Source organism: Clostridium sp. 7_2_43FAA (genome assembly GCF_000158375.2).
Classification (GTDB): Bacteria; Bacillota; Clostridia; order Clostridiales; family Clostridiaceae; genus Clostridium; species Clostridium tertium.
Window position 1 is genome coordinate 2312662 of the sequence record NZ_JH815222.1, and the last position, 25007, is coordinate 2337668.

A 25007-nucleotide genomic window follows, 5' to 3' on the forward strand; every position below is an offset into this window, starting at 1 on the left:
AATAATAATTGGCGTTGATAAATTTTCTATATGATCCGCCTTAGCTTCTCCATACTTAGGTAAAAAATTTCTTATGAAAGCACTAAATGTCTCATTTAATTGACGTTGTGCTTCCTTTGCAACTGTTTCAAAACAATAGATGACTTTCCAGAACCAGATACCCCTGTGAATTGGGAATAAAACTCCATTTCTGTTAAATGGAATAAATGGATTTTCAAGTCTAACAAATTCTTTAAAGTCTTTTGTTGTTCCAAGCCCAAGTGCAGCTCCGCCAAATTCAGCACACCAAACAATATAATAAGTATCTCCAATTTTAACTAATCTTAGATCATAAGAATAGTTTGGTTGATAATCATTTCCATCTTCATCTTTCCAATGAATTTCTTCATCTTCAATATCCCAAGCTAGTCCATCTTTACTTCTACCAACATGTAGTTGTGGCTTACCATTTTTATGATCTGCTCTAAATATTCCTATAAATCCATCTTCATAAGGTAATACTGCGCTATTAAATATTCTTGCTGATTTCTTTGTAGGATTCTAGTTTATAATTGGATTACCATCATGTCTCCATATAAAACCCCATCAAAGCTTTCTGGCTTATCTTGCCAAGGCATATTACTTAATTTTTCTCCAAATATCTTTACTTTTTCCATAAAATTCCTCCCAATCTTACTGTTTTCAAATTAAATATTCCTATATTGAATATAAATTAATAATTTTACTAGCTAAACAAACTTGTTAACAATTACATATTAAATTTACTATCTATTAAATTTAATTTCTATATTTAAGCTGTTTATACTTTATTATTGTTTATATTTCTGTAATAATGTTATATTTTTTAATAACAAACTTACTTCCATATACATTCTCCAAAAGATTCTATATAGCTAGTTAATTCATTTGCCATTTCCTCTGCTTCCGGAATTCTTATGTGACCTGGAGTTCCACATCCATTTCTCTTAAACTTATATCTAACTATCTTTTCATCATTTAACTTATCAACCATTTCATCAAGAGCATCATCCCAACCCTTATTATGACCTAAAATAGTTGTTATAACTATAAATAAAGCATCTAGATATTTACTTCTTAAATCTGTTATTATCTCGGCATATTTAGATTTCCATATTTCCCTTTTTTCTCTATTCTTATCTATATAATTTTCAGGATGAGCATCATTTTGTCATAGTGCCATAATTACTACATGTGGTGTATATCTTGAAAAATCCCAATCATTACAATATCCAAGCTCTGGGTTATATCTAAGCTTATCGTAAGTAGATTCTGCACCTAAATACCCCCTATCTGTATTAAAATAACCAGTTCCATCCATTACTGCAATTCCACCTTGAGCATTATTATTAATTTCTGCTCCTAAGTTTTTTGCTGTTATCATTGAATATGAATACCATGAATTAGAGTAAATTCCTTCATGCCCTTCTGGATCTACTTTACCAACATAATCAAGTGCTTCAGATACTTCTCCTGCTGAAACTGAATCACCAAAGCACTCAATTCTTCTATTATATTTTTGCTTTGCTTCTTCAGTATAAGAATCTTTATCTATTATGATTCCGTAAAAGTCAAAATAATGAGCTGAATCAGATCTTTTATACAAAATTAAATCATGTAATTTATCCTCTAAATCTTCTGCAATATCTATTACTATATCTTTATAATGCTCTTTTATTACAACTTTGTCCTCTATTTCATTATCAATAATAAATCCAATAGCATTTTCATAATGATTATGGTAATTCTTTAAAGCAACTTTTAAACTTGTCCCGCTAAATTTAATTTTTATCATGCTACCAGCGTAAATAATTGTTGGTGTCTTCGAATTTTCAAAATCAATTCTTCCCATATATTTATAATGAGAATTATCAGCTTCTATAAATTTATAATCTTTCATATTAAATTCTTCTAAGTACATAAATCCTTGCCTCCTAAGATGCTAAAAATCCCATTATATATGTTTCTGTTAATTTTTCTTCATCAACTACACTTATTTGAATCTTATTATTAGATATATTTTCAGATTCAACTAATAACTCTGTTGCCGAATAATCTCCCCATCCATCTTCGAAGTAAGTATCAATTATAATCGGATCATTTTCATCTACTATTACTTCTATTTCAGCTGCTGTTTCTTTAATTGATTTTTTATATAATAAAAATATATTTTTACCTTCAATATTAACTGATAAGGACGCTGTCTTTCCTTTTTCTAAATTGCATTTCCATCCATCCTGGAATACTTGGAAGCCTTCATTATCTTTAATAAAGCCTTCTATTTTACTAACTTCTAGACACTTATTATTTTCTATAAATCCATTCTTATATTTTTCTCCAAAGACTGTGCTTTCAAAATCGATTTCTTTTTTATCAATCTTAGTATTATCAGTTTTATTAATATCATCTAATACGCTTTTTATAAAATCAATTAATAACTCTGATATTATGAAATGACCATAATCATTTGGATGAACTTCATCAGTAGCCACGTCTACCCATTTAAAATTTCCTTTTTCTATTTCTGAGTGTACAGTATCTCTGATGCTTATCATTGGAATATTATATTTTTTCCCAATTTCTATTTGCTGAGCTTGTACATTACTTCCATCAAAATTACTCATAAATACTTCCACTATAGCTGGAGGATTTTCTATTGATAGTATACTTCTTATTAAGCTTTCATAAGCTACCTTGTCATAAATAGTACTTTTATCGTTTACAGCAAAGTCAATAAATATTATATCTGGATTTTTATCTAATACTTGTCTTTTAACTCTATGAACTCCTATAATTGATTCAGTTGCTCCAACACCTGCATTTATAAAATTGACATTTGTATTGTTAAATGTATCTTTAAACCATAAATATGCTCTACTTGCATAGCAATTTTCCTGTCTAGTTGCATTACATACTTGAGTTATAGACCCGCCTAAAAAAGCTACTGTTATATCTTGTCCACTTTGTGCTTTTTTTAAAACATCAGTAAGTCTTGATATATCCCCTTTACTAACTAATGAGTTCTTTATCATTTCTTTAGTAATTACATACTCCATATTAAACCTCCATAAAAACTTCAATATAACTTGTTAAAATCTTACATACAATTGTATATCTTTTATCAAAAAAAATATATATTTTCTTATTATTTCTATATAAATCTGAATATTTGCTTATAATGATCTCATAAAATACTCAATTTAATTAACATTTCATTTATACATTTTATATACTGTAATATGAATCAAAAGATAAAATAATAATTATTATGGAGATGAGATAACTATGTTAAATAAATTAAATCCTGAAAATCCTTTTATACCATCGGGCAATAATGTAATACAAGAATGTTCAAGTCTTTTATATAGAATACCAGTTTTTCTTAGCCATCCAAGTAGATTAAATTCAATTCAACAAGAATTTGTAAGCACTATCATTATAGAAATCAAAAAAACTCTACTACTTCCTAGAACCCTTCCAGTTTCTGAACAATATCCTGAACCACCACTAACTAATATAAGAAGAATGATATTATCAAGCTACGGCTTTATAGCTCTTAACCTCGCTCAAAGAGAAGTTAGAGCATTAGAAAACAATTTAGGAGAAGACCTAAATTTCACAACTTGGGAAGGTAGTCCTTTTGCTCAAATTGAACCTGCTATGGCTTTTCAATTTGGTCTTCCTATGCTTTTAATTAGAGAATCAACGGTTGAACAAACTGGAATTTGGTCCTTTGGAATAGGACCTTTCTTATTGCTAGAATGGAATCCGAATTTACCTTTAGAGGCTTTTTTTAATAGTACTGCTTGGTTACAAATTTTTCAAAATTGGATTTCTCAAGTTAGAAATGGATTTTATCTTCAAACTCAACCACCTTTTAAATATACTTGTACTAGAGATGGCGTGAATTAATGTAAATATGTAAAAATTTAATAATATTAAAATATATAAGTCTAGGACTGTATAAACTTTATTTTATACAGTCCCATACTATTTCTCACTTCAAAATTATCTAGTATAGTACCTAGTTCCGAGCTGCTAATTATCCTACAAAATAATTATTTAGAAGAAAATTATTCATTCCATTGTATTTAATTAATTATACAAAAATTAATAACAATTATACTAAAAACCACTACTATTCTAATTTCACACCCACTAAAATAAACAAACTATATATTACTAATTTGCTTTAATTTACACTTGCTTTTAGGGGAATATCAAAAACTCTTTACGCAAATAATAAGTATTGAAGTAAGGTGGTGATATATATGGGAAGTTCTCAATATAACAAGAATAAAAATAACAAGAGTAACTTTGGCCAAAATAGGGACAACAATAATAAAGATAAGGGAAATAATCAAGTAAAGTAATGTTATATCAAATTTTGTAATTGATAAAAAACATTTGAATTTTTATTAATATTAAAATGACAACAAATATACTATATTAGTATATTTGTTGTCATTATTTTTATAGAAGCATTTATAAAGAAATTTAATTGTCATTAAAATTAAAAAACAAATTTAAGTTATCCTAAAATATGTTTCAATATAAGCTATCATATTATCTCCTAAAGTAAGGTAATAATATACTGGTATTAAATATGATGAATAAAATAGTTTTTTTGCTTCTTCTCTATTAATTCCTAATTCTCTTATTAAATTTTGTTGTTGTCTTATGCTTATAACAAAACTTTCAGCTACAAATAAAATTTGCTCTGAAAAAATATATCTGAAAAAGAATCTTTATATGAAACTTTATGGTTTTGTAAATTTTTTTCAATAACCTCAAATTGTTGTATATAATATTCTAAATCTTTATTAATAGCCTCCAAATCGTCAGGGGTTGAATCAGCACTTATATTTACAGCGCTTAAATTTTTTCTTATTCTTTCAATATCTCGTAAATTTCTTACAAGCTCTTCCTTATTTTTCAAATCCTCAACTTTTGGTCCATATGGTGCTGGTGGCTCTATTGGTTGCGCATATGGAATATTAGTAATAGTGAATGTTAAAATTATTACAGATATTATGAAGCGACCTATTTTTTTCTGCATTGTTTATTTACACTCCTTTTAACAACATCATCTTTAATTATTGATTAATTTTAATCCAATAAACTGAATACATATATTTTTAGTTTGTTTTAAGTATTTTATTCTCTTACAAATTAAAATAAATTTTTTAATAGAACTTTGTTAAAAGGTTCATTTTACTGCAGAAAACTATCACATTGATTTCTCTCTTATTAATTTTCAGCCTATGTATAATTTAAATCTATTTTAAGATTCAAATTAATAACTATCTAATAACCACATAAAGTCATCAAATAATAAATTTTATTATCTTATAGGTAGAAAAACAGTTATTCTCGTACCTATTTCTTTCCTACTCAATACGCTAAAATATCCATTATGACTATCAATAATCCATTTAGCAATAGATAGTCCAAGCCCTGTACCACCATTTTTTCTAACCCTTGCAGTATCTGCTCTAAAAAAACGTTCAAATATATGAACTACATCATTTTCATCCATTCCTATACCATTATCTTGAACTGAAAAATAAGGCTCATTATTATCATTTTTTCCACATTTTAATATTATTTCTTCACGTTTATCTGTGTACTTTGCTGCATTTTCTATTAATATTCTAGCTGTTTGTTTAAGTAATGATATATCACCATAAACATTTATATTTTCTGAATCTATATATGTGTATGTGTGGTATCTATCTATCATTTTAGACTCTTCCAATACTTCTTTCATCATATCATTAAGTGAAAATTCTACAATTTTAAGTTGAGTTTTACCATTAATGCCTCTAGCTAAAAATAATAATTGTTCTACTAAGTTTTTCATATTTTCTGATTCACTTTTTATAGCTGCAATAGATTCCTCTAATACTTCTTCATCATCTTTTCCCCAACGATCTAGCATATTAGCATAACCTTGAATTACAGAAATAGGAGTTCTAAGCTCATGTGATGCATCTGAAACAAATCTTGCTTGTTGCCTATAGGATTCTCTCATTCTATCTAATAAATTATTAATTGCTTCCTCTAACCCCTGAAGTTCATTATCTCCAATATGAATTCTTTCATCTGATGCAATTGGACTAATCTTAGATATTGCATCTTCAAGACTATGAAATTTCTGCTCATCAAATGCCATATCACTAAGCCTACTTGCTGTTTCTGCTATTTCATTAAGTGGTTTTAAAACTCTTCTATTTTTTGAAGTACCAAATATCATTTCATTTAACAACATTATTAATTCTATAATTCCAATAACAGCAATTACTCTTATAAGAAGATTTAAAAAAGTACTAGCCTCTTTTATCATCACACTTCCATTATCAAAAACAACTTTATAAGTTGCTGTTTCTATAGGATAAAAGTTAAATGACCTTTGAGCATTTTTTACAAACTCCCCATAAAAGTTTAGTTCACCTTCAATACACCAAACTCCAATAAATCCAATAATTATACATATATCAATTAAAAGAAACTTGAAAAACATATCTCTTACAAAAATAGAGTTTAGCTTTATTGCAATAGATGTAACATTTTTATTTTTACTTTTTCTACTCATCTTTAATTACGTACCCCACTCCACGAACTGTAGTTATTGTTTTAACCTTAAAAACATCGTCTATTTTTGTTCTTAAATATCTTACATAAACATCTATAACATTAGTTTCTCCAATATAATCATATCCACATACTTTTTCCATAAGTGTATTTCTAGTTAAAACTATATTCTTGTTTTCCATTAATATTTGTAATAAATTAAACTCTCTATTAGTAAGCTCTATTTCTGTGCTATCATACATTACTTTATGTCTCATTTTATCTAAGGACAATAAACCACATCTTATTATGTCTTCATCTTTTTTTACTGTGACTATTCTCTTTTTAAGTGCTGTTCTTATCCTTGCAAGTAATTCTTCAATTGCAAAAGGCTTTGTTATATAATCATCTGCACCTGCATCAAGACCGGATACCTTATCCATAACTGCATCTCTTGCAGTAAGCATTATAACTGGAATATCTGAGCTTCTTCTAATCCTTCTTAATACTTCAAGACCATTAATTTCTGGAAGCATTATGTCAAGAAGAACTAAATCCACCTCACCTTTTTCTGCAATTTCAACACCTGTTCTACCATTATTAGCTTTTAATATTTCATACCCTTCATGTTTTAACTCAAGCTCAATAAATCTTGCTAATTTTTCTTCATCTTCAACTATTAAAATCTTAATCATTCTTAACATCCTTTTTAAACTTCTCTTTTATATCTTTTACATGCTCTGAAACTTCCATTAATATTTTATTAACCTTATTTGTATTAATACTATTTGCATATACATAAAACTCTATATCAAAAAATAATCCAACAATAATTAAAGGTATAATAATCCAAAACATAAAGAATAAAAGTATAGCAACAACTGTAAGTGGAATTTTCAAAAATACTTTCTCTACCTTTTTTATCTCTAGAGAAATATTATTACATGTATCTATAAACTTACATATAGCTTCAAAAATTCCTTGATAGCCACTTTGAGCTTTATACTTATATTCATCATTATTTTTTATTATTTGAATTTCGCCACTATATCTTGATTCATTTGTATAAAAAATGCTAACAGAAGGTTTTTCTAACTTTCCACTCTCTTCTAAATATAATAAAGCATCTAATATATTCCAATTATTATTTTCCAAAACTATTTTAGCTTCTTCATAACTTATATTTGCTTTTTCTCTTAGTTTATCTATTAATTTAAGCTTATCCATAAATAAACCTCCTTATCTATAGCATAAAAAATAACATATACTATTTTAATTTTACTATTTAAATTGTGCTAAGTATATTGATTTTTAATAAATTGTATTATAATTTTATAAATAAAACCTAATATATAATTTAAATTTGGAAAGAGCTATACTATGATAGATATAAAAAATTATAATTATTGCCCAGATATAGATGAGATAAGTAGATATATTAGAAATTCATTATTTGATGATTTCTGTGCATAAATAATTAAACTATACAATGTGAAACCTAATCTTGAGTTTAGTAAATGTTCATGGGAACCAAGATGGAATGTTAAATTCAAGAAATCCGGAAAAACGTTATGTACAGTATATCCTAGGGAAAATTATTTTACTGTGATAGTGGTAATTGGAAAAAAAGAAAAAGAAAAAAAGAAGGGTTTTATAGGTTTGATAATACAACTAATATTGATATGATAGTAATGTTGAATACCGATGTTCCAACTAAACTTATTATATTTGATGATGAAATGAATATTAAATTTTTAAGTGATCTTCCATATAAAAATAAACTCTACATTCGCGGTTTTCATATAAATCAAATAGTAGGAATAGTAGGCGAAGGCGACGTGGCTATATCATTTGAGCCAATTAATCAATAAGATAAAAAACACCGTATTGTTTAAAAAGAATATACGGTATTTTTATTTTCCTCTAATTTTTCATTCTTTCACTTTTTCATTACTTTTCGTAGCCCTCTTTAAAGTCCTTTTTAATAGTGTCTGCAGATTCTGATGCTTTTTCAAAAACATTATTTACTCCATCATAATTGATGTTAGAACCAGCTAATGAATATTTATATCCACAGAATAATCCAATTACTAATAATACCATAGTTGGTACAGATAAAAATAATAATAAAAGTATTGATATAGTTATTGATACTCTTATTGGCTTTTCATTTTCTTTTTTAATCTCAAAATAGTTCTCATTTCCCTTTTTTATAAATTTACCGATAAACTTAAATATTCTACCTATTATTTCACCAATTCCACCATATCTTTCTTCATGCTTTTTACTCTTCTCATTTTTTTCTTGCTTTTGATCTTCTTCTTTTACCTCAATTATTGTAGTAGTCTCATTATTTTCTATTTTTCCACTTCTCTCTAAATGTATAATAGCATCTACAACATCCCAATTACATTTTTCCAATACCTCTATAGCCTCTTCATTAGTTATATTAGCCTTTGCAATTATAATTTCAATCATTTCATTTCTTTCCATTTGATTTACCTCCATGTATTTGTTAATCATTCATCATGGTTATATAATACTTTTAGAAGATTAATCTAAAATATAAGAAAGATTAAAATTAGATTAAAAAATTAAAATTTAATAACAAAGGCTATCACAAACAGCCATTTAATGTAAAACTTAAAATGAAATTAGTGTTTCATAATGAAAAGCTTAAATTCATTATACATTCTACATTTTTAACTGTGCGATAGCCCCATTATTTTTAATTAGCTTTTTGCATATTTTTTACTTAATTACTTAGATATCTAAATTCTATACTTGTTAAAAGTAATGCACCAGCAAAGTCATTATTATTTGGAATACGTGCAACACTTAAAAGAGCAAAATCTTCAGCTCTAATAACATTATTTAGTTCAAACTCTAATACATAATGATTATATTGAAAATTTCCTGGTGAGTTTTGTATTGGAATATTAACTCTATTAATAGTCCTTAAATTTGCTATATTTACTACTCCATTAGCTCTAGTAAATAATGATGAAAGTCTGATTGCAAACCTATTTCCAGTTGGAGTATTTGAATTATCAGTTAATAAATGAACAAACACCCTAGCTCTTGAAGATCTAATAGCATCCCTTGGGACACTAAAAGTTAGTGAATACTCGTTTGTATCCCCTTGAGGAAGAAGCCATCCTAATATCCTAATGCTAGAATTAGCACTTCCAAGAGGTACAGTATCAGGTGATGTCTCTTCAGCATCATTAATATTACCAGCATTGAATATTAATGACTTAAATTCTAATTCATTATTAAAGCAATAATCATTTAACATATTGAATCACCTCAAAATTATTGAAAAACCTTATGTTATAGTATACTACACAGTTATAATTATGTTACTAAAATTTTTAATATTAAGTTCCATATTATTATTTTATTATTTCAACAAATTAATTTTTCTTCATATTGTTAATAAAAGCTATGTTAGAATAAATTGATAATATATTTGTCAAACAAAGCTATGTCAAACGGAGCCTTTTTTTCTGCTAATCACACAAAACCTTGTATTAATTTTTAGTAAAGTCTATTACAAAAACAAAATAGACAGTACAAAATAAAAAATAAAGGGAGTCGCGAAACGCGTCTCCCTTTAATATAACTTTTATTCTATGGATTTCAATGCATCTACCATATTTACTTTTTTTAATTTTAAATGCATCATTATCATAACTAATATAGCAAAAAACATTGTAATTAAGCCAGAAATCACATAACCAATCATGTCTACAGTTGGTATCATCATCATGTTATCCATTTCTGCTGTGCTTACTAAAAATACATACAATATTTTTCCAAGGAATGACCCTGCAAGTATTCCTAGTATTGTTAGTATTATATTTTCTCTAAATATATACATTGCTACTTCGCTATCATAGAAACCTAATACCTTTATTGTTGATATTTCCCTTATACGTTCAGATACATTTATATTTATCAGATTGTATAATACAACAAAAGCTAAACTTCCTGAAGCAACTATTATTACTATCATAACTAATCCTAAATCAGCAGATTCACTTAAACTTCTCATCTTTGAAGCAAGTGTAACATTTATTACTTTATCATTATCCATAAGAGTAGTAGATACTTTATTATCATCTTCTCTATCTGAATTTAATTTTAGTAACTGTGCATTATATATTGGATCATTATTAAATATTTCTTTATAATATGATGGTGATAAATATATATAATGTCCAGCATAATTTTCTACTATATTATCGACTATAACTTCATGATCATTATTATCCGAATCTGTTACAATTATATTATCACCTACAGATGCATTTAAAATTTTTGCAAGTTTTTCATTTATGATTACACCATTATTTGATAGTTTGTACTGTGTGCCACTTTCTCTATCATTTAATAATATATAATCATTTAAGTCATCTGTATTTTCAGGTATATACATAGTAGCAGTTTGCTTGCTTATACCTTCTTTACTAAATGTAACTGAATCTTGGTAAATATTTAAGCTACTTTCATATCCTTTTAAGTTCTTTAAAGATTCGTTGTATTCATCATTTTCTTTTTCAATATTCTTATCATTAAATACAACCATAGCATCATATTTTATTAATTTACCAAATTGAATATCCATAACTGAAGAAGTTGACTTTTCAAGAGCTAATCCTGCAACAAGCATAGCCATACATCCTGATATACCAAGTATTGTCATTAACATTCTTTGCTTATATCTAAAAAGATTCCTAAATGTAACTTTTTGATTAAAATTTAATCTTTCCCATAATGGTGTAATTCTTTCTAGTAATATCTTCTTACCAAGCTTTGGAGCTTTTGTTCTCATTAAGTTAGAAGGGTTTTCTAATAATTCTCCTTTTAATACAATTAATGCTGCTCCTACTGTACACACTATTGAAGCTACTAAAGATTGAATTACATATGATGGATAGAAATATATATTTACATCTGGTAAAGTAAATGAAGATGAATATGCTTGCTTAATTATATATGGAAGGGCACTACTTCCAATTACTATTCCAAGAACACTTCCTACGATACTAGCTAATGCTGCATAAACTATAAATTTTCTAGCTATTTCTAAATCTCTATATCCTAAAGCCTTTAGTGTTCCTATTTCCACCCTATTTTCTTCTACCATTCTAGTCATTGTAGTTAAGCATATAAGTGCTGCCACTAAAAAGAAAAATACAGGAAATACTGAGGCTATTTTATCTAAACTGTCAATTGAACCTTTATAAGTTGAATAACCAGGATTATCCTCTCTGTCAAAGAAATAGTATTTACTATCGTCTAAATCATTTAATTTTTCTTTTTCTTTATCTATTTCTTTTCGTCCATCTATTAACTTTTCTCTATTTTCTTTGATTTCTTTTTCTCCATCAAGAAGTTTTTGTTCTGAATCCTCAAGCTCTTTTTTAGCCTTATCAAGTTCTAACTGACCTTGTTTTTTACCTTCTTCAAGATCTGCTTTTCCTTTTATAATTTCTTCTTTTCCATTATCTAATTGCTTCTCGGCCTCTTCAAGTTTTATCTTACCTTCATTAAAGATATTAACTTGCTCTTCATAAGCAGTTACTCCTTGCTGATACTTAATTATTCCAGATACTAAAATTTCTAACTTAGATTTATTTTCACTTAAAGTTTTGTTAGCATCTTCTACTGCCTTTGAAATATTAAGTGCTAAAGAAATATTTTCTGGATTTTGTTCTAATCCATTTACTAAATCACTTAAACCATTTAGCCCTAAACTAGGATTAGATATAATCCCTTTCCAATATTGAATTTTCTCATTTGGAATTTTGTCACCTTCTTTAAGATTACTTGTTGTTTCTTTTATATCCTTAGAAAGTGAATCATATGTTGTAATTAAAATATTTAAGCTATCTATTTGTTTATCATATTCTTGTGTACTTTTCGTGGGGTCAATTCCTTGATTTAAAAATTCTTGTTTTGCATTATCAAGTTCAACTTTAGCTGATTGAAGCTTTATTTCACCACTTAAAAATTGTTCTTTTTGCTTCTCTAGTTCATTTTGCCCATCAACTAATTGCTTTTCACCTTCAATTAGTTTCAATTCACCATTTTTAATTTCTTGATTGTACTTTTCTATAGCTTCTTCATATTGATTTTTACCGTCACTAAGTTGAATCTTACCATCATCTATTTCTTTTTGTGCATCTTCAAGCTTTTTTTCACCATCTTCTATTTCTTTATAAGCTTTATCAAGTTCTTTTTTTGCTTCTAATTTTATTTCTTCAATTCTTTCTATAACTCTATTTGAGTATAAACCTTCAAGATATTTATTATTTTCTTCCATCTTTTCTTTATACTCATCACTATATGATCCAATATCTTCTACATTTTTAAATCTTACATATATCTCAGTATATACATCCATAGATATATCACTGCTATTTAAAATTGCAAAATAATCTATACTTCCTTTTCCAACAGTAGTTGTCCCTCTAGATATATTTTCTATATACATAGGACTTTGTACAAATCCAACAATCTTAAAAGTTTTCTTATTAAAGTATTCATCTAAGTCTACATCAGATTCTATTGTATAATCATCACCTATTTTTATATTTTTATTTTCCTTTAAGGAATTTTCATCTAAAGCTATTTCTCCACTATTTTCAGGTAATCTACCCTCTGTAACAATAAGCTTATTCATAATAGTAGAATCACTTGAATCATATTCCATAAATCTAACAACATTATTTGTATTAGTTAAATTTACATCTACACTATGTGTTGCATAGTAATCTAGAATTTTATCGTTATTTTCAAGTAACTTTAAATCATTGTCGTTAAGACCTATACTAGATACTATCTTGCTATCCATTAAATTTTGTTCACTAAAAAATTCATTTATAGACTCTTTTAAGTCTGGTCCACTGGATTTTATTCCAGCGTAAAAGGCTACCCCTAAAAATATTATGGCTAATATAGAAATAAACCTTGCTTTTGAAGATAATATTTCTCTTGTTATTGATTTTTTATATGCTATATTTTTCATCTTTATCCTCTACCACTCTATAGAATCAACTGAAACAGGATTTTCATTTACTTCAATACTTCTAACCTTTGCATCTTTAATTTTTATAACTCTATCTGCAATTGGTGCAAGTGCTGAATTATGTGTTATAACAATTACTGTTGTTCCTGTATTTTTACATGTATCTTGTAAAGTTTTTAAAATCTGCTTACCTGTTTTATAGTCAAGGGCTCCAGTTGGCTCATCACATAAAAGTAATTTAGGATTTTTAGCTATAGCTCTTGCTATGGCTACTCTTTGCTGTTCCCCTCCTGATAATTGAGATGGAAAATTGCCTTTTCTATGGCCAAGCCCAACTAATTCAAGAGTTTTATCAACATCTAGAGCATTTTTTGTAATTTGTGTAGCAAGTTCCACATTTTCCTTTGCAGTTAAATTTTGAACTAAGTTGTAAAATTGAAATACAAATCCTACATCATATCTTCTGTAATTTGTAAGCTGTTTATTATTAAATTTTGATATATCAACATCATCAATAATTACCTTACCTTCATCACAAGTATCCATTCCTCCAAGTATATTTAATACAGTTGTTTTACCAGCTCCACTAGGCCCTAAAATAATAACAAATTCTCCTTTTTCTATTGAAAAATCAATACCGTTATTTGCTATAATAGTGTTTTCTCCAATTTTGTATCTTTTATATTCATCTCTTATTTCTATATATGACATCTCTCTCTCCCTTATCTTTATCTACTCAAAATACTAAATGTTATTAAATAGACACTTTGTTTAGTTAATGCTATAATTAAGTATAAATAATCTAAACTCTAATTACAATAATCATATATTTTCTTAATGTTATTAAATATACATTTTAGTTATTTTTGTTTACTTATTAACATATAATTAAAATTTTTAAATAAATACATAAAAGGATGAGTAAAATGGCAGGAATTAAAGGCAATAGAAGAACTTTATATACTAAAAAGATAATAAAAGAAAGCTTAATTGATTTACTTCAAGATAAAAGAATTCACGAAATTACTGTTACTGATATATGTAAAAAATCAGATATTAATAGAGGAACTTTTTATTCTCATTATAAAGATGCTTATGATTTACTTAAATCCATACAAGATGAACTATTTAATCAAATATCTATATATATTGAGGAGACCCCTGTAGAAGATTACAAAGACGTTTTATTACTTAAAGCCCTTGAACTAATTTATGATAATAAAGATTTATGTAAAATATTATTTAGTAAACAAATGGAAACTAGCCTTATGGATCGTATTATTTACGTAGCAAGTAAATCTGAAATTGATAAGATGCTTGGAACTTCAAATGTTAATAATATTTTTTTAGATTATTTTATAAAATATACTGTAGGTGGAGTTGTTTCAGTTATTCAAACCTGGCTAGAAAAAGATTTAAAGGAATCACCTGAAGAAATAGCTAAAATTATAAATAATATTATTTCTTTCCATCCTTAATGTTTTAATATAAAAAGCAGGAATAAAATATTTTCTTAATAAAAATCTAAAACTCCATCTTTCAAAAATGGAGTTTTTTAGCATTTAAAAAACTATATAATTAAATATTGAATAAACAACTTATTTTGATAATAATGCAAAATAATCATTTTTGGAAATTGGCTTAGAAAAATAATATCCTTGTGCAATAAAACAATTATTTGCTACCAGAAATTCAACTTGATCTTGAGTTTCAATTCCTTCAGCAATAATTTTCATATTTAATTTCTTTGCCATATCTATTGTAGATTTTATAATAATATCCATCTTGAGATTTCCTATATTATCTATAAATGATTTATCAAGTTTTAAAGTATCAAAGCTTGATTCTGATATTGAACTAAGTGCAGAAATTCCTGTTCCATAATCATCCATTTCTACTTTAAAGCCTAATCTATGCAATTCATCAACAATATTATTTAATTTATCATTATTATTAAGAAATACACTTTCTGTTATTTCAAAAGCAATTTTAGATGTATCTATATCATATTCTTTTAATAAAGCTTCAATTCTTTTTACTATTCCCTGATGTTCAAGATGAAGCCTTGATAAATTAATAGAAATTGGATGAATTTCATATCCTAAATAACTCATTTCTTTAATATCTTTACATACTTTTTTTATGACTTCCTCATCTAGTTGAATAATTTGTCCATTATTTTCAAATACAGGTATAAACTTATCAGGAGGTATTAATGATCCATCTTGTTTTCTCCATCTTATTAGTGCTTCTGCTCCACAAATTTTCTTATTTCTCATATCATATTTGGGTTGATACCAAACTTCAAATTCATCATTTTTCAAAGCTTCTAGAAACTCAGATTCGATTTTTTGATTATCTATTATAGTTTTTTTATTTCGCTCATCAAAAAATTTATAACTTTGATTCATTTTGTCTTTTATCTCTCTTTTGGCTATAAGAGCGTTACTATAAATTCTATGCAGACTTTCAGAGTTATCTAATGAACATATACCCATAGATATTTTTATAGGTATTACTTTATTTGTTTCAATATCTTTTTTAATTCTATAATCAAGCATATTTAATTTTTTAACTATTTCTTCTTTATCATCATGATATATAATTCCTATAAATCCATCTGCATTATCTTTATACAACTCGTCATTAGGTAGCATTTCCTTAAATATTCTAACAATATATTTTAAAACATCATCTCCTATATTGGTTCCATACATTATATTTATAACATTAAACTTATCTATATCAAAAACTACTAATGATTTATTTTTTCTATCATGCTGCTTCATATTTTCAAAATTTAATCTCAAATATTGATAATTTTTTTCTTTTGTCAATTCATCTATAAAAATAAGGTGAAAAATATTTTTTTGGTATTTATTATAAGATAAAATAAATATTCCAGCAGCTGCAATAAACGTAATATACAATAATACACTTTCTAGATGAATACCTCTAAAAATTATACTAGCATTTTGATATACACACCTATTGGGTACATAAGATACTAAATACCAATCATTTATATTAAGAGGCTCATAATATGCCAAATAATCTCCATTTAAATTACTATAATTAATATATCCACTCCCTCCCCTAGAAATATTCTCAATGACTGTTTTATATAGCTCAGGATTCCCTTCTTTCAAATTATAAAATATATTAAAGTCGCTATTATAAAATTTGTTTGAATTAGAAACCAAATTTCCTGATTTATCAATTACAATACTTTCTCCTTCTCCATTAAAAGAACTAATATTTAAAATCTTAGAAAAATCATCTGATCTATATGTTGCTGTTAATATCATATCTACATTATTTCCATTATAAATCGGAAAAGTAAATATATTAAGCATAAGCTGTTTATCTTCACTAATGTAACTTTCAGATATGCTAGCAATTCCTTTTATTCCATTTTTATAATAATCATATTGACTTAAATCTAATACTTCTCCTAAAGTATTATAACATATACCATTTTTATCAATTATACCCATATTATAAAACCCATAAGATTCACTATAAACTTTTAAGTCTTCAACTATACTCAAGATTTCAAAATTATTACGTGTTTCTATGTTTTTAGCTAGAGATTCTAATAACTTCTTCTTTGCTTCAACTCCTGTATGCAGGGTAATAACATTTTGTGATGAAACATTTTTAAGTGTTGCTCTTGCTTCTTTATCAATCAAAGATATTAAACGCTCATTGTGGTATCTAAATAAAAATATCCCTATAAAAAGAAATAAAATAAACAAGATACTTATTGATATACATAATTTTTTTTTATATTTATCATTAAACTTTGCTACACTTATCATAAAATTTTATACTCTCCATCCTCAAACTTTTACTCCTTAGAATTAAATCTTATTTCCAAATAATTTTCTCACTTAATTTATTTATTTTTTAATCATTTTGCAACTTTTATTAATACTTTTTTCATACTCATTATATACTTTTTTCCATTAATGATAAATATATTTTTAATATTATAAATCTCTTTTTTGACATTTTATGACTTAATATTTATTAAAAATAGGCTAGATGAATTATTAATTACTCATCTAGCCTTATTCAGTAAATCTTCAATTAGATTTTGACTTTACTTTAAAACTTATTTACAACTACTAAGCAATATAAATATATAATGTAATTAAAGTTTCATAATATTGTAATCTTCATAATTACCTACATTATTTTCCAATGTACTTGGAAGTACTAAAGTAAATTTACTTCCCTTATTTAGTTCACTTTCAAGTTTAACATATCCACCATGAAGTTCTACTACATACTTAACAAGAGTAAGTCCAATTCCACTACTACTTACTTTTGTAACATTTGCTCCTTCAACTTGTGAAAAACGCTTAAATATAAACTCTTGATCTTCTTTTGATATTCCTATACCTGTATCTTCTACAATAATTTCAATATTATTTTCAATTTCTTTAATAAATACTCGTATTTCTCCACCTTCAGAAGTAAACTTAACTGCATTTGCTAATAAATTAACTACACATCTCTCTATTTCGGTACTGTCACAAGAAATAATTTTTTCTTCCATCTCAGGATCAACTATAAGTGATAGCCCTTTTTCTTCAATAAACTTACTCATATTAAGTGCAGTTTCTTCAACTATATACACTATATCATTATTTTTTTTATTAATTTTATAATTGCCTGTCTCTATTTTAGAACTATCTATAATATCATTTATTATTTTTAATAGATTGTCACAGTTTTTACTTATAATATTCATATATTTATTAGATTTTTCTTGTGTTATAGATTTATCCTGACTAAGTTTATTTATTAACTGTACAGTTGATGCTATAACATTTATTGGAGTTCTAAGTTCATGAGATAGATTCACAAAATAACTATTTTTAAACTTTTCTTTATCTATTATTTCTTTACTTAATCTTTCATTTTCTTCCAGTTGCTTATTTAGTTTCATTGTTTTTCTATCTATTAATTTTCTTAGTATCTTAACATAACTTAATATAGAAATAATTAATGCTATTATTATAAATATATAGATAAAATACGCTAAAGGTGTTTTCCAAATAGGTTGTTTTACTATTATTTTAATCATTGCTTCTTCACTTAATTCACCATTACAATCTCTAGCTCTTATTTTTAAAATATATTTACCTGGCTCTAATGATTTAAAGTCTAATTCACTTTTAGAGTCTATAAATATCCAGTCTGAATCAACTCCTTCAAGAATATATTCATAAGTTGTACTATTTAAACTTTCATAATTAGGTAAGAAATAATTAACAGATAAATTTCTATCTTTATATTCTAAAACTAATTCTTTTCCATCATAAATAGCTTTATTTTCTCCAATAAAAATATCCCCAATTACAACTTTATTTTTATTTTCTTTCTGTATAACTACATCATCTGGATGAAAATACGTGCAACCGCTTGTGCTGCCAAATATCATTGCTCCACTTTTTAACTTTATACCTGAGTTTGAATTAAATTGATACCCATATATCCCATCCTTTTTTGTAAAGTTTATAAATTCTTCTTTTTCTACATCAAATTTATTTAACCCTTTATTAGTACTTATCCAAAGATTATCGTTATCATCAAATAAAATTGAATTTATAAAATTATTAGTTAATCCGTCTGCTATAGTATAAGAATTAAATTGCTTTTCTTTTGTATCAAATTTACCAAGTCCTATATTTGTTCCTATCCAAAGATTTCCTGTATTATCAAATGCCATAGAATTTATATAGCTATAACCTAAAGAGTTATCATATAAATAATTATTTATATAGTTTTCCACAACACCTTTTTCCTTATGATATTTTACTATTCCTGTATCAATCCCACCCAACCAAATAATATTTTCATCTTTATAATCTGGCAATATATATTTAATATTACTAGGATTTATATTAGACTTTATTAATTCCTCATTATAATATATCACTTTATTAGTATTTATATTATAGCTATAAAAATTAGATGTAGTTGCTATCCAAACAAGCTTTTCGTCACTATATATATAGCTTAATTCTGGAAAATATCCACCGTCAGTTAAATGATAATCACATGTCCCCTCTTTTATATCAATTGCTACTAAGCCCTTATTAGTTACAATAAGAATACACTCATCATTTATTTTTACTAAACTATTTATATATTCATTATTTGAAATTGCGATACTATCCTTATGATATATATGCTTAATTAAATTACTTGTTTTTATATCATATATATATACTCCGTGAAATTTAGTTGCTATCCACAAGTATTTATTATGCACCATTATAGATACTACATTTTTATCCTGTATATCCCATGTTTCATGATCATGACCAAATTTTTTATTGTTATTTAATATATTTACACCTTTTTCTGTCCCAATCCATATTGTACCATTAAAATCTTCATAAAAGCACGTTATAACATTACTACTAAGAGAATTTGGAATGTTAGTATCTTTCCTCAATATGTCAAGTTCATCTTTACTTCTTGAATATTTTAATATGCCATTACTACTAGATACCCATACATTATTTTTACTATCAGCCATAATAAAACTGTTATTATTAAGAATACCCGATTCTTTAATTTCTTCAGTGTAGAAAGACTTAAAGTTTTTTTCCTTAACCTCATATATTTTTTTACTATTATTATCAGTTGTACATTCAGCAACCTTTCCTATATCGTAAACAAAAATACCTTCTTTAGTGGCAATTATTAAGTTACCTAAATTATCCTTTTCTATATTATAAATAAATAGTCTTCCATCATCTTCTTTTATTTCCTTCCGAATTATTCTATAGTCCTTATCTATAAAATTCACTCCATAGTTTGTCCCAACAAATATTGAACCATCTTCAGCTTCTTCTAAACATGTTATAAAAGAACTAGTTAATGAGTTTATATCATCTTTATTATTATAAAAATATTTGATACTATTATTTTTAATATTTATTTTCATTAATCCATTTTCAGTACCAACCCACATAACATTTTCTTCATACTTACTCTTTAATAAAGAAGTAATTTTTAAGCTCCCCCAATTATATTTATCTATTGGCAAGTCTTTCATTCTAACAATGGTATCTGTATCTCTAATTAAAAAATCCAGTCCATAATCAGTCGCTATCCATATATTCCCATAAAAATCTTCTTCTACATCATTTATATATGGCGAGCTCAAAGTATTTTTATTTTTGCTACTAGAATTATAAATCTTTACCCTTTCACCATCATATTTATTAAGACCATCTACTGTACCTATCCACATATATCCTTTACTATCTTGCATGATTGTTGTTACATATTCATTAGAAAGTCCATCATCAATAGATAAATTTTCAAACTGTTCTTTTTTTAATGGTTCTGCTGACACCTTTATAGACATTAAAATATTTGTTATAAAAGATGTTAATAATATAAATATTAGCAATTTGAATTTCATGCATTTACTACCTCTCATTCTTACTCTTGCATATCTTTGGTACTATCGCTTTTATATTAATATAATTATAATTCTATTTAGTAAAATATTAATTATATCAATATTACATATAATAATAACATTATTTTTATATTATTTCATCTAAATTTATACTCAATATCCATATTGTATATTTTTAATTGTCTTTTCATAATAAATATTATTAATTTCAATAAAAAAGATAATATATTAACTTAGTACAAATTTTATTTAAATAATTTAACAATTTATTGCAATTCTTCAAATATAGAAAACTTTCATAAAAACATCTTATTCATATAATATAAATGGTCTATTGTATAATTAAAAAGAGATATCTCAAACTGAATTAAAAATCATTTTGAGATACCTCCTATCTTTGTTAGATTATAAAAGGAATTAATTAAATAATATTATCCTTTTAAATCTATTATTTATTAAAGACCTTTTCTGTTGAAACCCACTCATCAAGAACTTCACTATACTTCCTAACATAATAATAGTGAATAAGATCAATTTGAATTAGTATAGGTATTTGTGCAGATATCATTCCAGTGGATTCCTCTCCTGAAAGATTATCTGTTATTACACTAATGTCTGAGTATTCAACTATCTTACTATTTCTATTTCCAGTAATGAGAATAATATTGGCGCCTTTTTCTCTTAAGAGTTTAGCACACTTTTGAAGATGCTTATTTCCTCTTAATGTAAAGATAAATACAAGATCATCTTCTTTTATTAAAGTTGATGCCATTTCTATTGCCTCTTTATCATATATTACTTCTACAAGCTTACCCATTCTTGAAAATCTAAACTTAAAATCTTGAGCTGCCGTAGCACTAAGCCCTAATGCAAATATATGCATAAATCTATTATTATGTATAGCTTCACAAATTTTCTCTATTTTATCCCTATCAAAATTTGTATCAATATTATTGAAAATTTTAAAATAGGAATTTTGTAAATCTGAGGATATTTTATTTGATCTTATGCCATTATTTTCTTTTAAGTGTTCACTATATAAATACATTAGTTCTTTATAATTATTTAATCCTATTTTTTTACAAAATCTAGTTATAGAAGCAGGAGAGACACATAACAATTTAGATAATTCATTTATTGATCTTGGTTCTCTATTACTCAAAAAATACTCTGCTATTTGCTCCTCTACATAAGTGAATTTTACCTTTGCATGAGTTATTCTAAGTATAATTTCTTTTTCCATAGTATCCTCCAAAAACAATTATTATACCTTAAATGTTATATGTCTCTTGTTAATTAATCAACTAAATATTTATTTTTAAAGTTTTAATTTCTCCACTTTTAAATTTACCAATATTAATAGAGCTATCTATATTTTCTTTATTAGATATTTCTTTATTATTCATATTTACCCATTCATAGCTTTTGCCTTTTGAAACTTTGATATTTCCACCATCTATAACTTTATCTGTGTAATTTACAAATCTTACAGTAAATGAATTTTTATCTACTGGTATTATTGAAGTTACTACAATATCATTTAAGTCATTACAATCTACGATATTTTTTACTTCTTCTAGCTTATCTTTTAATGGATGCATAACAAAATATTTTAAAGTATTAGTAAACCTATTTATTTCTTGAATTTGATAATTTGGAATTGTAATACTATAGTTTTTCCAAATCTTATTTATCTTTGTTATATTAACTTCATTATTTATTGTGATAGCAAATTTAAATTTAAGCTTTTCTTTTAATTGACTATCTGGTGTTTCTATATATCTAAATTCATTCCCTGAAGCAATACCTGGTCTTCTAATTAAATCAGGTTTACCAAGGAATCCAACACCTCTAAATAAAGTTAATGCAATATTTGAATTTTCTAGAACTTCATATTCTTTTATTCCTTTTGCTAACATAAATACAGATTTATTTTCTTCTTCAATCCCAACGAAATGTAGCATTGGATATATTGGCGATGGTTCTTCCTTCCAACCAAGCTCTCTCCAATCATTAATATGAGCTGGAACATTATCTCTTCTAATTGTACCAAATGAAGTATCACTTATGCTTTCTTTAGAAGTAATATCTGTTTTTAAAACAGCTCTCATTCTATGGTCATAAGATTTATTATCTATCTCTAAATGACATTCTACTATTTCTTTATTAGATAGCATTAATATAAGTTCATATGGTATTTCTGTATTTCTTATATTCTTTTCTCTATCTTTAAGATTCATTGGAACCTTAAATTCTCCTGAAATCTTTATTTCATTATAAAGTTCTCCATTGTTAATATCTACTTTTGCATTTTTGAAATCTAAGTTATATCTAAAATCATACTGCTCTTCTGGTGGTGAATAGTCATAAGTATCACCATCATCACCTGATTCTTCAATATATAAGCAATCTTTTAATTCTCTATTGCTTATTTTATCTATGATATTAATTTTACCATCTACAACTTCAACTTTATAGAAATTATCTTCTATAAAATTACTAGAAGCTTTTTCTTTTATATTTATTTCTTCTTCTAATTGAATTACTTTCAATACCTCTATACTTAATGGCTCTAAAGAACATTTTATAGCAACTTTGGAAACATAATAATATAAACTATCATCATATTGAGATTCATCCTTTTTAATGCTTCCTGCATATTCTCTCTTTCTCTCAAGCAACTGATGTTCAATAATATTTCCATCTTTATCTTTAATTATAAAGTTTTTAGTCTTTGTAGTTACTATAATCTTGCTTACTTCTTCTCTATTGTGTGGTAATGTATTAAATAAAATTATATTGTCCTCTTCAGTGCAATTAAGAGACTCGCTAATCTTTCTTATAATATAATCACAAGCTGAATATGACAGTTGATCTGCCTCTATAAGTCTTGCTAAAATACTTCTATTAGTTTTATCACTATTACATCCACATGCACTATCATGAGCATGATTCATTAATAATTTCTTCCAAATCTCTTCAATCATTTCTACCTTTGGATCAATACCTAAGTTTTGAGCAATAACCATAAGTGGTTCTAAATGATAAATTAACTTTCTTTCTACCTTATCATTTAAATATTTATGATCATATCTTGATGAATAAATTGATCTATGTATTTTAGAATTAGATGGATTTACAAATTCACCCTGTACCTCTATTAAATCTTTAGATTTCTCTAGCTCATCAAAGAATTTATTACAGTCACTTTCTGCATAGTCAAAATTATTTTTACTTCTTTCATTATAGTAAGCAATTCTTTCTTTTAAGTTAAAATCAACATACCTCTGGTCTCCCCCAACAGGTAATAGAATATTTTCAGTTTGAGATCCATCTAAAATAGTTTTCTCAAGCTTTTCTACATCATCACTATAAATTAAATTTCCACCATAAAAATATCCATTCTTTATGTTATAAACTAAAAGTGAACTATCATCTTCACCTTTCCATATAAATTCTCTATTAGGGCAAACATCATTTGCTACCCCTCTCCAGAAAATACTTCTATTAATATCAAATCCATTTAAAATCTTTGGTAAATCTTTAGTTTGACCAAATGAATCTGGTAAATATCCTATTTTTAAATAATCACCATACTTTGATGCACTTTTAATTCCATAGAATAAATTTCTTACTATTGATTCCCCATCTATAATTAATTCATCTGTCTGTGTATACCAAGGTCCTATTAATAACTTGCCAGATTCAACAAGATTTTTTACTCTTTCAAAATTACTTGGTATAAATTTTATATATTCCTCTAATATACTTAACTGCCCATCAAGAAGATAAGTTTCTAACTCACCATTTTCTAATGCTTCCATTACTTCATCCATATGATAAATTAATTGTATAATTGATTCATTTGAAGTAAAGTACCATTCGTAATCCCAATGGGTATGTGGATAAACGTGTATTTTTTTCATTATC

19 protein-coding genes and 1 pseudogene are annotated in these 25007 nt (G+C 26.0%); 4 read left to right on the plus strand and 16 right to left on the minus strand.

The window, feature by feature from the left end:
- Positions 1 to 246 precede the first annotated feature (246 nt).
- The 4 genes and pseudogenes from CSBG_RS18795 to CSBG_RS12485 all read right to left on the minus strand — a co-directional run.
- Positions 247 to 516: pseudogene (locus CSBG_RS18795) on the minus strand (glycosylase); the annotation flags it as partial.
- Between the two features lie 340 nt (positions 517 to 856).
- The gene (locus tag CSBG_RS18335; protein WP_156804381.1) at positions 857 to 1012 is read right to left on the minus strand and encodes a hypothetical protein; all 156 of its coding nucleotides are present in this window, start codon (positions 1010 to 1012) and stop codon (positions 857 to 859) included.
- Between the two features lie 177 nt (positions 1013 to 1189).
- Positions 1190 to 1939: a hypothetical protein gene (locus tag CSBG_RS12480; RefSeq protein ID WP_051005287.1), complete on the minus strand. Its 750-nt coding sequence runs from the start codon at positions 1937 to 1939 to the stop codon at positions 1190 to 1192.
- Between the two features lie 13 nt (positions 1940 to 1952).
- Positions 1953 to 3074 (minus strand): SGNH/GDSL hydrolase family protein, encoded by a 1122-nt coding sequence (locus tag CSBG_RS12485; protein ID WP_008680020.1) that lies wholly within the window; start codon positions 3072 to 3074, stop codon positions 1953 to 1955.
- A 229-nt stretch (positions 3075 to 3303) separates the two neighbouring features.
- Between CSBG_RS12485 and CSBG_RS12490 the strand changes: the two genes are divergently transcribed.
- The gene (locus tag CSBG_RS12490) at positions 3304 to 3930 is read left to right on the plus strand and encodes a hypothetical protein (protein ID WP_008680022.1); all 627 of its coding nucleotides are present in this window, start codon (positions 3304 to 3306) and stop codon (positions 3928 to 3930) included.
- A gap of 790 nt (positions 3931 to 4720) precedes the next feature.
- Here the strand turns inward: CSBG_RS12490 and CSBG_RS12495 are convergent.
- From CSBG_RS12495 to CSBG_RS12510, 4 genes are all read right to left on the minus strand, one after another.
- Positions 4721 to 5077 (minus strand): hypothetical protein, encoded by a 357-nt coding sequence (locus tag CSBG_RS12495; protein ID WP_008680028.1) that lies wholly within the window; start codon positions 5075 to 5077, stop codon positions 4721 to 4723.
- A gap of 285 nt (positions 5078 to 5362) precedes the next feature.
- On the minus strand, positions 5363 to 6613 hold the full coding sequence (locus tag CSBG_RS12500) for a HAMP domain-containing sensor histidine kinase (RefSeq protein ID WP_008680030.1): 1251 nt from the start codon (positions 6611 to 6613) through the stop codon (positions 5363 to 5365).
- A complete protein-coding gene (locus tag CSBG_RS12505) occupies positions 6606 to 7286 on the minus strand; it encodes a response regulator transcription factor (protein ID WP_008680031.1) in 681 nt (226 codons plus the stop codon). Before CSBG_RS12505 ends, CSBG_RS12500 begins: the two co-directional genes overlap by 8 nt.
- A complete protein-coding gene (locus CSBG_RS12510; protein ID WP_008680033.1) occupies positions 7279 to 7818 on the minus strand; it encodes a DUF4342 domain-containing protein in 540 nt (179 codons plus the stop codon). Before CSBG_RS12510 ends, CSBG_RS12505 begins: the two co-directional genes overlap by 8 nt.
- 264 nt (positions 7819 to 8082) lie before the next feature.
- Here CSBG_RS12510 and CSBG_RS18055 point away from each other — a divergent pair, with 264 nt between their 5' ends.
- Both CSBG_RS18055 and CSBG_RS12520 read left to right on the plus strand, forming a co-directional pair.
- On the plus strand, positions 8083 to 8277 hold the full coding sequence (locus CSBG_RS18055) for a DUF3788 family protein (protein WP_051005288.1): 195 nt from the start codon (positions 8083 to 8085) through the stop codon (positions 8275 to 8277).
- A complete protein-coding gene (locus CSBG_RS12520) occupies positions 8274 to 8462 on the plus strand; it encodes a hypothetical protein (RefSeq protein WP_008680037.1) in 189 nt (62 codons plus the stop codon). Before CSBG_RS18055 ends, CSBG_RS12520 begins: the two co-directional genes overlap by 4 nt.
- A 79-nt stretch (positions 8463 to 8541) precedes the next feature.
- Here CSBG_RS12520 and CSBG_RS12525 read toward each other — a convergent pair whose 3' ends face one another.
- The 4 genes from CSBG_RS12525 to CSBG_RS12540 form a co-directional block, all read right to left on the minus strand.
- On the minus strand, positions 8542 to 9084 hold the full coding sequence (locus CSBG_RS12525; protein WP_008680038.1) for a hypothetical protein: 543 nt from the start codon (positions 9082 to 9084) through the stop codon (positions 8542 to 8544).
- A gap of 262 nt (positions 9085 to 9346) precedes the next feature.
- Positions 9347 to 9889 (minus strand): hypothetical protein, encoded by a 543-nt coding sequence (locus CSBG_RS12530; RefSeq protein ID WP_008680040.1) that lies wholly within the window; start codon positions 9887 to 9889, stop codon positions 9347 to 9349.
- 330 nt (positions 9890 to 10219) lie between these two features.
- Positions 10220 to 13627 carry an ABC transporter permease gene (locus CSBG_RS12535; RefSeq protein WP_008680042.1) on the minus strand — a complete coding sequence of 1136 codons (3408 nt, stop codon included), beginning with the start codon at positions 13625 to 13627 and terminating at the stop codon, positions 10220 to 10222.
- A gap of 9 nt (positions 13628 to 13636) precedes the next feature.
- Positions 13637 to 14338, minus strand: a complete 702-nt coding sequence (locus CSBG_RS12540; RefSeq protein ID WP_008680044.1) for an ABC transporter ATP-binding protein — start codon at positions 14336 to 14338, stop codon at positions 13637 to 13639.
- Between the two features lie 215 nt (positions 14339 to 14553).
- Here CSBG_RS12540 and CSBG_RS12545 point away from each other — a divergent pair, with 215 nt between their 5' ends.
- A complete protein-coding gene (locus CSBG_RS12545; protein WP_008680045.1) occupies positions 14554 to 15105 on the plus strand; it encodes a TetR/AcrR family transcriptional regulator in 552 nt (183 codons plus the stop codon).
- Between the two features lie 120 nt (positions 15106 to 15225).
- Here the strand turns inward: CSBG_RS12545 and CSBG_RS12550 are convergent, their stop codons facing one another.
- The 4 genes from CSBG_RS12550 to CSBG_RS12565 form a co-directional block, all read right to left on the minus strand.
- Positions 15226 to 17448 (minus strand): GGDEF domain-containing protein, encoded by a 2223-nt coding sequence (locus CSBG_RS12550; protein ID WP_008680047.1) that lies wholly within the window; start codon positions 17446 to 17448, stop codon positions 15226 to 15228.
- Between the two features lie 335 nt (positions 17449 to 17783).
- The gene (locus CSBG_RS12555; RefSeq protein ID WP_008680049.1) at positions 17784 to 21077 is read right to left on the minus strand and encodes a sensor histidine kinase; all 3294 of its coding nucleotides are present in this window, start codon (positions 21075 to 21077) and stop codon (positions 17784 to 17786) included.
- Positions 21078 to 21525: 448 nt separating this feature from the next.
- Complete coding sequence (locus tag CSBG_RS12560) at positions 21526 to 22320, minus strand: MurR/RpiR family transcriptional regulator (RefSeq protein ID WP_008680050.1); 795 nt, start codon at positions 22318 to 22320, stop codon at positions 21526 to 21528.
- Positions 22321 to 22381: 61 nt separating this feature from the next.
- Positions 22382 to 25003 (minus strand): glycoside hydrolase family 38 C-terminal domain-containing protein, encoded by a 2622-nt coding sequence (locus tag CSBG_RS12565; RefSeq protein WP_008680052.1) that lies wholly within the window; start codon positions 25001 to 25003, stop codon positions 22382 to 22384.
- Positions 25004 to 25007: the final 4 nt, after the last annotated feature.

Coding starts and splice junctions, on each gene's coding strand:
- CSBG_RS12520 (WP_008680037.1), top strand. CDS start 8,274: ATGATAGTAATGTTGAATACCGATGTTCCAACTAAACTTATTATATTT.
- CSBG_RS12550 (WP_008680047.1), bottom strand. CDS start 17,448: ATGATAAGTGTAGCAAAGTTTAATGATAAATATAAAAAAAAATTATGT.
- CSBG_RS12510 (WP_008680033.1), bottom strand. CDS start 7,818: ATGGATAAGCTTAAATTAATAGATAAACTAAGAGAAAAAGCAAATATA.
- CSBG_RS12540 (WP_008680044.1), bottom strand. CDS start 14,338: ATGTCATATATAGAAATAAGAGATGAATATAAAAGATACAAAATTGGA.
- CSBG_RS12480 (WP_051005287.1), bottom strand. CDS start 1,939: ATGTACTTAGAAGAATTTAATATGAAAGATTATAAATTTATAGAAGCT.
- CSBG_RS12505 (WP_008680031.1), bottom strand. CDS start 7,286: ATGATTAAGATTTTAATAGTTGAAGATGAAGAAAAATTAGCAAGATTT.
- CSBG_RS12485 (WP_008680020.1), bottom strand. CDS start 3,074: ATGGAGTATGTAATTACTAAAGAAATGATAAAGAACTCATTAGTTAGT.
- CSBG_RS18335 (WP_156804381.1), bottom strand. CDS start 1,012: ATGGTTGATAAGTTAAATGATGAAAAGATAGTTAGATATAAGTTTAAG.
- CSBG_RS12500 (WP_008680030.1), bottom strand. CDS start 6,613: ATGAGTAGAAAAAGTAAAAATAAAAATGTTACATCTATTGCAATAAAG.
- CSBG_RS12545 (WP_008680045.1), top strand. CDS start 14,554: ATGGCAGGAATTAAAGGCAATAGAAGAACTTTATATACTAAAAAGATA.
- CSBG_RS12555 (WP_008680049.1), bottom strand. CDS start 21,077: ATGAAATTCAAATTGCTAATATTTATATTATTAACATCTTTTATAACA.
- CSBG_RS12560 (WP_008680050.1), bottom strand. CDS start 22,320: ATGGAAAAAGAAATTATACTTAGAATAACTCATGCAAAGGTAAAATTC.
- CSBG_RS12490 (WP_008680022.1), top strand. CDS start 3,304: ATGTTAAATAAATTAAATCCTGAAAATCCTTTTATACCATCGGGCAAT.
- CSBG_RS12495 (WP_008680028.1), bottom strand. CDS start 5,077: ATGCAGAAAAAAATAGGTCGCTTCATAATATCTGTAATAATTTTAACA.
- CSBG_RS12525 (WP_008680038.1), bottom strand. CDS start 9,084: ATGGAAAGAAATGAAATGATTGAAATTATAATTGCAAAGGCTAATATA.
- CSBG_RS12565 (WP_008680052.1), bottom strand. CDS start 25,003: ATGAAAAAAATACACGTTTATCCACATACCCATTGGGATTACGAATGG.
- CSBG_RS12530 (WP_008680040.1), bottom strand. CDS start 9,889: ATGTTAAATGATTATTGCTTTAATAATGAATTAGAATTTAAGTCATTA.
- CSBG_RS12535 (WP_008680042.1), bottom strand. CDS start 13,627: ATGAAAAATATAGCATATAAAAAATCAATAACAAGAGAAATATTATCT.